Origin of the sequence: Hyphobacterium indicum, assembly GCF_003129605.1 — a bacterium.
GTDB classification, from domain to species: domain Bacteria; phylum Pseudomonadota; class Alphaproteobacteria; order Caulobacterales; family Maricaulaceae; genus Hyphobacterium; species Hyphobacterium indicum.
In genome coordinates, this window is record NZ_QBDX01000004.1 from 669976 (window position 1) to 679821 (window position 9846).

Sequence of the window (9846 nt, forward strand, 5' to 3'; positions counted from 1 at the left end):
GGTTGTGAGGCGTATCTTCACACCGGCGGATCGCTGTCATCATTCACTTCACCGGTCCGCCCGACATCGCCAACATCCAGAATCGGCGCGGCATCGACATCCTCCGCACTCATCAGCTCTGCAATCCGGAGCAGGGAGGCGATCAGCATTTGCTGCTCCCAGTCGGGCAGCTCACCGAACGCCTTCACAAAGCCGGACTGTAGCGCAGGCGGGGCCGCTGCGAGGCAGTCCCGGCCGGCATCATTGATATCAACAACGACATTGCGGCGGTCCGACTGACTGCGGTGCCGCGAAATCAGGGCGCGTTGCTCAAGCCGGTCGAGAATAACCGTCACCGTTGCCTGGCTTAGTGACACTTCGCGCGCGAGCACACTCGGTGTGGCCGGTCCATTTCGGGCCAGCGTTTGCAACACAATCCGTTGCGACGATGTCAGGCCACTGGCCTTCATCAGTTTCTTGGAATGCAGATCAACCGCACGGACAATCCGGCGGACCGCAATCAGCACATCATCTTCCCGGCTCATCTGCTGTCTCCGCACCCTGTTGTCCGCCTGCAGACTAGCGGTTTTTGCAAAACCGGAACATGCCCGATCCATCTTTAGTTATCTAAAGTCTTTCCACACCCATCTCTGTGAAGTCGTGAAAAAACACGCGTGAAAATCGTTGCGAAATTACAACAACTACCTCATGTTACTGTTATTAATATGGTTTAAGCGATCTTTTTGATCACTCATTTCTGATGGCCGCACCTTGAATTACTTTGATGACTAACCTTGTCTAGCCATGCCGCGCGCCATCGCCTAAACCCCCGCCCGTCTAGCAAAAACAAGAGGTAATTGAGAGCCATGCTGAAAAAGCGCGCGCTTGCGACAACCATTCTATCTTCCGCCGCCCTGGCGACGGCCGCGAGCGGCCTGGCCGCCGCGCAGGTGGAAACCATCACCGTGACCGCGACCAAGCGGGAATCCAGCACCCAGACCATTCCGATAGCGGTCAATGCATTGGGCGAGCGCACACTCGATGAGCTCCGCGTCGATGTCTTTACCGATTATCTCCAGCAATTGCCCGGCGTGACGGCAGGCGGGTCCGGCCCGGGTCAGAACACGATCTATATTCGCGGCCTCGCCTCCACGACGCCGAACCTGACAACCGCTGGCGTTGCGGGCCTGGCCCCCAATGTCGCCTTCTACCTGGATGAACAGCCGCTCGCCCAACCTGGCCGGAATCTGGACGTCTACGCTGCCGATATCAATCGTGTCGAGGTTCTGCCCGGACCGCAGGGCACACTATACGGCGCCAGCTCGCAGGCCGGTACCGTCCGGATGATCACGAACGAGCCGGTCATCGGCGAGTTCGAAGCCTCGGCCAGCTTCGGCACATCCTTCACCGAGAATGGTGAGATGAGCAATAATGTCGAAGCCGTTGTCAACTTCCCGGTTGCCGACAATTTCGCCCTCCGCGGGGTTGTCTATGCTGACAACCAGGGCGGTTATATCGACAATGTCGCCGGAACGAGAACCGCGCGGGAAAGCGCCCGCTTCCGCCCTGCTGGAACCATGCGCGCCAACGGTGTACCGGTGAACAACAACCGGGCCGGCTTCCAGGCCGCATCCGATCTGACCGGAGTCACTTTCCTGACCGCCGACAATTCCGGCCTAGTCGAGGAAGATTTCAACGACACGACATATCAGGGCTTCCGCGTCAGCGGCCTGTGGGACATCAACGCCGACTTCAGCCTCCGGGTCACCCATACCCAGCAAAGCCTGGAAAGCGATGGCGTCTTTTTCTCTGACCCCACGCTCGGCGATCTCGAAATCCAGCGCTATGAGCAGGATGAGCTGGAAGACTCCTTCCACAATACGGCCTGGACGCTGGAAGGCCGCCTCGGCATGCTCGATGCGGTTTACACCGGTGCCTATACCGACCGGCAGACCGACCAGCGCGTCGATTATTCCGACTATCTCTTCGTCGGCCAGTACCTGCCCTATTATATCTGTGACGGCTCGGTATCCTATCCGGGCGCGGGCAATAACCCGACGGGCACATGCCAGGCCCCGAATCTGTATGTGCGATCCACGACCGAAACCACCGTCTTCACACAGGAGCTCCGCTTCACCACGCCGGAAGATCGCCGGGTTCGTGCAACTTTCGGCGGATTCTACAGCGATCTTGAACTCGCGGAACGGAATGATTTTACCTATCCGGGTTCTGAAAACATCAACCTGTTCGGCCTGAACGGCTTCCCGGACAACTTCCCCTTCCCGGGCGTATACAATTCCGACCCGGGACCATTCCCGGCAGGGGTGATTTTCCGCAACGATGTTCTGCGCACGGACCTGCAAATGGGTCTCTTCGGTGAGGTGACTTTCGATCTGAATGAGCAGTTCGCCCTCACACTGGGTGCCCGTGCCTATGATATCGAGGTGGATATGGAAGGCGGTGCCAATTCGTCTTTCTGTAATTCGAGCGGTGTTGATGAAAACGCCTTCGGCACGAATATTTCCGATCTCTATGACGGAGACGGGTCCTTCACCTTTATCGGAACGTGTAATGACGCGGCCCGCATCACCTACACCGACCCGAATGCGCCGGGAATCCCGGCAGCCGCAGCGGCGGCGCTGGGTGCACCTGATACAGCATCGACGGATGGCGTGATCTACAAGGCAACCGGTGAATGGACACCGCGTGAAGGAATCCTTCTCTACGCAACATATTCGGAAGGTTTCCGTCCGGGCCTCCTGAACCGCCCTGGCGGTGCCGCCGGACCGAACGGATTTACGGTTCCCTTCGCCCTCGATACCGACGAAGTGACCAATTATGAGTTCGGCTGGAAGCTGGACCTTCTGGATAATCAGCTGCGCTTCAACGGGAATGCCTTCTTCGTGGATGTGCAGAATCTGCAGACGACGATTTTCGACCCGTCGATCACCAATCTCTTCTTCTCGGATAATGCTGCCAACGCGGAAATCCGCGGCGTAGAAGGTGATGTCACATGGGCTCCGTCGGACATGCCGGGCCTGACTGTCACCGGCGCCTTCTCCTTCCTTGACACTGAAATCACGGAAGTGTTGACGCCCACCAATGATGTGCTGGTCGGATCGGAGCTGGCGTTTGCGCCGGGCTTCCAGGGCAATATCCGGGCCCGGTATGAATGGGACCTGGAAAACGGGCTCCGGGCGCATGTCATGCCGCAGCTCATGGTGTCCGGCGACTCGGTCAGCGACGTCGTCGAGATCAACAAGATCGACCTTGAGGGCTATACAATGGTCGGCTTTTCGACCGGCCTGACCGGCGATCAGTGGAGCATCGAGGCCTTCGTCGACAATCTCACGGATGAACGCGCCGAGTTGAGCAACAACTTTGTCTATGACCGGGAACGGGTAACAATCGCCCGGCCGCGGACATGGGGCGTGCGTGTGCGGGTTCAATACTGACCCGGACCTTGGCTGAACTCAGCTGATGCTTAAGGTGGGCGCCTCGCAAATATTTGCGGGGCGCTCACTTTCATCGGACGGAAATCACTTGCCCAGCGAAACCGCAACCGAAACCGCTCCTCTCGAAACCGCGCAATCCCGCATGTATGCAGGCGATTTCAGCGCGGCAATCGAAGCGCTGAACCAGGTCCTCACAGAGGATGAGGACTCGGTTGATGCCCGCTATATGCGGGCGGTCTGTTTCCGGTATCTGAAAGATCCGGCAAAAGCCCGCGCCGATCTCGATGCACTCAAGCGGATCGTGCCCGATTTCGGCCGGGCCTATCAGGAAGAAGGCCATCTTTACCGTGACACCGGCGATTGGTCGCGCGCCCTCCTTGCCTATCAGCGTGCCTGCCAGTTTAATCCGGCCCTGCTGGCCAGCTGGAAAGGCCAGGCCGCCGCATTCCGGTCACTGGGAAAAGAGGCAGAGGCGGAACAGGCCGAAGCCCAGGCACGCCGGCTGGAAAGCCTGCCGAATGACCTGGTCGCCGTCACGCACTTGCTGCATGAGGGCAAACTGCTGAAAGCCGAGCAACTCTGCCGTGCCTACATGCAGAAAAACCCGCACGACATCGAGGGCATGCGCCTGCTGGCGGCCATCGGCACACGCTTTGGTGTGCTGGAGGATGCGGACTTTTTGCTGGAGACCGCGCTCGAGCTGGATCCGGACAATATCCAGTTGCGCCTTGACTTCATTGATGTGCTCCGCAAGCGTCAGAAATTCGAGGCCGCGCTCACCCAGGCCACACTGCTTTATGACCGCGAGCCGGACAATCCGCTCTTCCAGTCCCATCTCGCCATCGAATCCATGCAGACGGGCGATTACGAAAAAGCCCTCGCCCTGTTCCGCACCATTCTCGAAAAATTGCCCGATGACGCCGCCACGCTGACCTCGCGCGGCCATGCGCTGAAAACGCTGGGCGAGCAAGACGAGGCCATTGCCTCCTACCGGAAAGCCGCCCGTATCAAGGCGGATCATGGCGACGCCTGGTATGCCCTGGCCAATCTCAAGACCTATGCCTTTTCCGATGACGAGCTGGCCACGATGCGAGCTCGGGAAGCCGGATCCGATCTTGGTTTTCAGGACCGGATCTATCTCTGCTTTGCGCTCGGAAAGGCGTTCGAGGACCGCAAGGAATACGCCACGGCGTTTGAATATTATGAGCGCGGAAATGATCTCAAACGGGTCCAGACGCGCTATAAATCCGATCAGATGGAAGAGGAATTACAGGCACAGGCCAGCATCTGCACGCCGGATCTGTTTGAAAAACAGGCGGGCAAGGGATGTCCGGCTCCGGATCCGATATTCATCGTCGGCCTGCCGCGGGCCGGCTCCACACTGATCGAACAGATTCTCGCCTCCCACAGCCTGGTCGATGGCACGCTGGAACTGCCCAACATCCTGGCGCTGTCGCATCGGCTGCGCGGCCGCAAACGGGTGAGTGACCGGACTTTCTACCCGCGCGTGTTGCATGATCTGGACGCGGAAAAACTGCAGGCGCTGGGTGAGGATTACATCGAAAACACGCGTATTCACCGCCAGGGCGCGCCCTTTTTCACCGACAAGATGCCGAACAATTTCCGCCATATCGGTCTGATCAAGCTGATCCTGCCGAATGCGAAAATCATTGATGCGCGGCGCGGCGCGATGGCCTGCTGTTTTTCCGGTTTCAAGCAACTCTTCGCCGAAGGCCAGGAATTCACCTACGGGCTTGATGAAATCGGACGCTATTACAGAGCCTATGTCCGGCTGATGGAACATTGGGACAATGTCCTGCCCGGAGAGATCCTGCGTGTGAATCACGAGGACGTGGTCAATGATCTTGAAACCCAGGTCCGCCGCATCCTGGAATTTTGCGGACTGCCCTTCGAGCAGGCCTGCGTAGATTTTCACAAAACCCGGCGCGCTGTCCGCACCGCATCATCCGAGCAGGTGCGGCAGCCCATCTACAAGGATGGCGTTGAACAATGGCGTCATTTCGAACCCTGGCTCGACCCGTTGAAAAGCGCGCTGGGGCCGGAACTCGTTAAGACCTGAGGAGACTGCCTCTATGAAACGCATCGAACCTGCCGTGTTTTTTCCTGCCGCCATTCTGGTTGCCGTGGGGGTTGGGTATGCAGTGTTCGCGGGAGATCAGGCCGAGACAGTCTTCACCCAGATCCGTGAGGCCATTACCGATTCAATGGGCTGGCTCTATTCCGTCAGCGTGGGAGGTTTCCTCGTCGCCCTCCTGATCGTGGCGTTTTCGGACTGGGGCCGGATCCGCCTTGGACCGGACGATTCACGCCCCGAATATGGCTTCATGCCCTGGTTTGCCATGTTGTTTTCGGCCGGCATGGGCATCGGGCTGATGTTTTTCGGTGTCGCCGAACCGCTGACTCACTACATCAACCCGCCGGTTGGCGAAGGCGAAACGCTGGAAGCTGCGCGCCAGGCGATTGTTCTCACCTTTTTCCACTGGGGCATTCATGCGTGGGGAATCTACGTCGTCGTCGGCCTGTCATTGGCCTATTTCACCTATCGGCACGGTCTTCCGCTGACCATTCGATCGGCGCTTTATCCGCTGATCGGAGACCGGATCCATGGCTGGATCGGGCATACCGTGGACACGATCGCAATTCTCGGCACGCTTTTCGGTGTCGCCACCTCGCTTGGATTCGGTGTGACGCAGATCAATGCCGGGCTCAACACGCTCTTCGACATACCCATTGACACCAATGTCCAGCTTGTCCTGATTGTTGTGATCACGGGCATGGCGACGTTGTCAGTGCTGGCCGGCCTTGATGCCGGAATCAAACGGCTCAGCGAATGGAATCTCTACCTGGCCATCGGCCTTATGGTGTTTGTCCTGATGTTCGGCCCCACCATGTATCTGATCAGCGCCTATGTGCAGAATATCGGCAACTATCTGGATCAGATCGCAACCCTGACCTTCAATGTCGACGCCTTTGGCGACGGCGCATGGGTCAATGACTGGACGCTTTTCTATTGGGGCTGGTGGATTTCCTGGTCGCCGTTTGTCGGCATGTTCATAGCCCGCATCTCGCGTGGCCGGACCATTCGCGAATTCATTTTCGGCGTGCTGATCGGGCCAACCCTGTTCACCTTTGCCTGGATGACCATCTATGGCGACTCGGCCCTGCGCCTCGCTCTCATGGACATGGCGCAGCCCATGGTCGAGGCCGTGCGCAGCGGGACCAGCGAACTGGCGCTGTTCGGCCTGCTGGACACGCTGCCTTTCTCGACGATCACTTCGGTGGCAGCCATCGTTCTGGTGACAACCTTTTTTGTGACCTCGTCGGATTCCGGCTCGCTGGTGAAATCGGCGCTGGCATCAGGCGGATCGCTCGAACCCCCGCTATTGCAACGCTTCTTCTGGGCTGTGCTGGAAGGCGTCGTTGCGGCAACGCTTCTGGTCGCGGGCGGCCTGGCAGCGCTGCAATCGGTGACGATCGCCGCCGCCCTGCCCTTCACGATCGTCGTGATACTGGCCTTTGTCGGTCTGCTCCGCGCCTTCTCGATGGAAACGGCGCGGCGGGCCGGATTCAAGACCGCGGCCCAGATTCCGGTCGATGGCACCAGCGTGCCGTGGAAAACACGGTTGAAGCTGATGTTCACCCGGCCAAAGGTCAAAGAGGTCAATGATTACATAAGGCAATCGGTCGTTCCCGCCCTTCGCGAGGTCGGCGACGAACTCGAAAACAACGGGTACAATGTCACCCTGACCGATGAAATCGGCTGGGCCGAGATGAAGGTCGAGGGATATGAAGAGCCCTATTTCATCTATCGCGTCGAAAGGCGGGAATTCGACCAGCCACACTTCCAGCCGACCGACCAGGTGTCCGAGGACAGTTTTGCCCGCGCCGAGGTCTTCCTGTCAGAAGGCGGTCAACACTATGATATATACGGCTATTCCAAGCTTCAGGTGATCCGCGACGTGCTACGCCAGTATGAGCGCCACCTGCAATGGCTCTATCACCTCGCGACCTGATCAGGCCAATCGGGCGCCAAGCGGCACATCGCCATCCGGCTGCGCCAGCCGGATGGCTCCGTCCTTGTCGGCAAATCCCAGGACCAGGACTTCGGACCGCACTGGTCCGATCTGGCGGGGTGGAAAATTGACCACCGCCATGACGCGGCGGCCGGCGAGCTCATCCAGCGTGTAATTCACGGTGATCTGCGCCGCACTTTTCTTTTCGCCGATGACAGGCCCGAAATCGATCCATATCTTGTAGGAGGCATTACGGGCTTCCGGAAATGTTTCAGCCCGGACAATCTCTCCAACGCGGATATCGACCTTCAGAAAGTCGTCAAATCCGATCTCGTCCGCCCGTGGGGAATCCGGTGCAAAATCCTTGTGCATTCGCCTGCCCCTGCTGTCGTATCACTACAGCGACAGACAAACACCGTTGGCGGCGCATTTCCAGCCCCGGCAGAACCGCCGGCGGCCATCATGCCGTGTGCGGGCACATCTCCGCGCAATCCCCGAAACCCGCACCCAGCCAGACCGACAACCGGTCCGGAAATTGCTGCGACGCCTCCCGGCGATTTGAGACCGACAGGTCGAGATCACAGATCAGCCCGTTTTCAATCGCATAGATCCAGCCGTGAATCGTGACTGCCTGCCCCCTCGCCCACGCATCATGGATGATCGGATTGCAGGCAACAGAGCGGACCTGGGCCGCGACATTGGCCTCGCACAAGGCATTCAGACGCTGAACCGGATCATTGATCCGCAACAGATGGCTGGCCATTTCATCCGACACATCGCGAATAGGCTGCAGCCAGTGATCGATAAGACCATGCCGGTCGCCGGACATCGCTGCAGCAACCCCGCCACAGCCATAATGACCGCATACGATGACGTGCCGGACCTTCAGCGTTTCCACAGCAAACTGGAGCACTGACAGGAAATTCGCATCCTGCGCCGGTGCGAGATTTGCCACATTGCGGTGTACGAACAACTCACCCGGGTCGAGCCCGACGATATCATTCGCCGGCACACGGCTGTCGGAACAGCCAATCCAGAGATAATCGGGATGCTGCTGACGGACCAGGCGGTGAAAGAAGTCCGGGTCTTTCCGGGTCTTGGACTCCGCCCAGGCCAGATTGTTCTCAAGAAGATCGCTGATCATCGGCCTGCCCGGTTGTCCGGCCTCCTGTTTTATCGGCTTACCGTGATGGCAAACCAGAATTTGTTGCGATCCGCGGGCCCGCCGGCCGGGCCATCATAGAAAGCGCTCTTGAACTGCAGCGAGACATGCTCGGTCAGCCGCGACGTGGCGACGAGATCAAATTCGGATCCCAGTGATCCACCAGCGTTTTCTGCCTCGAAGTCATGAAAGAAAGCCGCCAGTGACAGCGTTTGCCCGAAAGGTGGCTCCGGCACATTCCAGCCGCCTGTCAGATAGATATCGCGCACACCGTTTCCCGGCGTGCCGAGAAAGACATCGCCCCATCCCTGAAAAGCGTGAAGCGTGGCCAGCGGCGTTGAAAAACCGACAACACCATTCCCCTCCAGATTCTCGATCCCGATCCCGGCGGAAAGCCCATTCCGGGCGATGTTCGCGCGAGCCCGGAACAGGCCCAGGTCAAAGCTGGCGGGATTGTCGCCATAGTCTGTTTGGTGCGCATATTCGACAAAATAGGTAAAGGTCGGCGCACCTTCGGTGGCAATCGCGCCCTGCCAGCGCAGTCCATAGGTTGCTGATGACTGGGCCGCGGCATCCTGATTGTCGATGAGAAACGCAAAGCCCGACAATTGCCCGGCGGGGGCCTGATAATCCGCAGAGAAAACATGCCCGTCGAGATCCCAGTCGCCAGCCGGGTGATCCGGGCCGAAAATCCGGTTGACCCGGTCAAGATAGAGATAGTTGACGGTCAGGTTCTCGATACCGTCGAATGTTGCGCGGAACGCGTCGAAAGTCTGCTCATTCTGCCGGAATCCGACATTGCCGATATAGCGCGCATCGCCCAGAATCACCCGTTGGCGGCCCAGCGTCAGAGTGGCACCTTCAAAACCGCTATAGGCGATTTGTGCACGGTTGAGTTCGGTGGCTTCGGGGTCGGCGACCACCGGATAGGCCGCTTGCCCGTTCGCGGTTGAATTGAAGTCGTCAACCAGGTGCAGCACATTTTCGCCTTCGATCAGGAAGCGGAAATCATTCACCGGTCCGCTATCAAGGCCGAAACGCGTCCTCAGGGTCAGGGCTTGCGCGGTCTCGGCGAAGCCATCCTGATCAACTGCCTCATAGCGCAAACGCGCATCCAGCGTGAAAGCGGGGTCGGCAACAACCGGCGCTGTGAATGACGCCAGAAGCGTCACCATGCTTGCGGGAAGAACCAGCCCTCTGACAACACCCTGCATAA

The 9846-nt window shown here is 58.7% G+C and carries 7 protein-coding genes; 3 read left to right on the forward strand and 4 right to left on the reverse strand.

The features are described from left to right. Positions 1-17: 17 nt before the first annotated feature. The gene (locus DBR16_RS11170; RefSeq protein ID WP_109261328.1) at positions 18-524 is read right to left on the reverse strand and encodes a MarR family winged helix-turn-helix transcriptional regulator; all 507 of its coding nucleotides are present in this window, start codon (positions 522-524) and stop codon (positions 18-20) included. A 321-nt stretch (positions 525-845) separates the two neighbouring features. Here DBR16_RS11170 and DBR16_RS11175 point away from each other — a divergent pair, with 321 nt between their 5' ends. From DBR16_RS11175 to DBR16_RS11185, 3 genes are read left to right on the forward strand one after another with little or no spacing between them, the layout of a single operon-like run. Then, positions 846-3434, forward strand: a complete 2589-nt coding sequence (locus DBR16_RS11175) for a TonB-dependent receptor (protein WP_109261329.1) — start codon at positions 846-848, stop codon at positions 3432-3434. Positions 3435-3459: 25 nt separating this feature from the next. Then, positions 3460-5514, forward strand: coding sequence for a tetratricopeptide repeat-containing sulfotransferase family protein (locus DBR16_RS11180; RefSeq protein ID WP_407657715.1), 2055 nt, complete (start codon positions 3460-3462; stop codon positions 5512-5514). Between the two features lie 13 nt (positions 5515-5527). After that, entirely contained in the window at positions 5528-7468 is a 1941-nt protein-coding gene (locus DBR16_RS11185) for a BCCT family transporter (protein WP_109261330.1), read from the forward strand. Here the strand turns inward: DBR16_RS11185 and DBR16_RS11190 are convergent, their stop codons facing one another. The 3 genes from DBR16_RS11190 to DBR16_RS11200 all read right to left on the reverse strand — a co-directional run bounded on the left by DBR16_RS11190 (position 7469) and on the right by DBR16_RS11200 (position 9844). Beyond that, positions 7469-7840: a tRNA-binding protein gene (locus tag DBR16_RS11190; protein ID WP_109261331.1), complete on the reverse strand. Its 372-nt coding sequence runs from the start codon at positions 7838-7840 to the stop codon at positions 7469-7471. Positions 7841-7928: 88 nt separating this feature from the next. Next, complete coding sequence (locus DBR16_RS11195) at positions 7929-8612, reverse strand: carbonic anhydrase (protein ID WP_109261332.1); 684 nt, start codon at positions 8610-8612, stop codon at positions 7929-7931. Positions 8613-8641: 29 nt separating this feature from the next. Next, complete coding sequence (locus tag DBR16_RS11200; RefSeq protein ID WP_145959651.1) at positions 8642-9844, reverse strand: hypothetical protein; 1203 nt, start codon at positions 9842-9844, stop codon at positions 8642-8644. Between the last annotated feature and the right edge of the window lie 2 nt (positions 9845-9846).

Excerpts from the sequence above, each read along its gene's own strand:
- DBR16_RS11170 (WP_109261328.1), bottom strand. The coding sequence starts at position 524 with ATGAGCCGGGAAGATGATGTGCTGATTGCGGTCCGCCGGATTGTCCGT.
- DBR16_RS11195 (WP_109261332.1), bottom strand. The coding sequence starts at position 8,612 with ATGATCAGCGATCTTCTTGAGAACAATCTGGCCTGGGCGGAGTCCAAG.
- DBR16_RS11200 (WP_145959651.1), bottom strand. The coding sequence starts at position 9,844 with ATGCAGGGTGTTGTCAGAGGGCTGGTTCTTCCCGCAAGCATGGTGACG.
- DBR16_RS11180 (WP_407657715.1), top strand. The coding sequence starts at position 3,460 with ATGCTTAAGGTGGGCGCCTCGCAAATATTTGCGGGGCGCTCACTTTCA.
- DBR16_RS11190 (WP_109261331.1), bottom strand. The coding sequence starts at position 7,840 with ATGCACAAGGATTTTGCACCGGATTCCCCACGGGCGGACGAGATCGGA.
- DBR16_RS11185 (WP_109261330.1), top strand. The coding sequence starts at position 5,528 with ATGAAACGCATCGAACCTGCCGTGTTTTTTCCTGCCGCCATTCTGGTT.
- DBR16_RS11175 (WP_109261329.1), top strand. The coding sequence starts at position 846 with ATGCTGAAAAAGCGCGCGCTTGCGACAACCATTCTATCTTCCGCCGCC.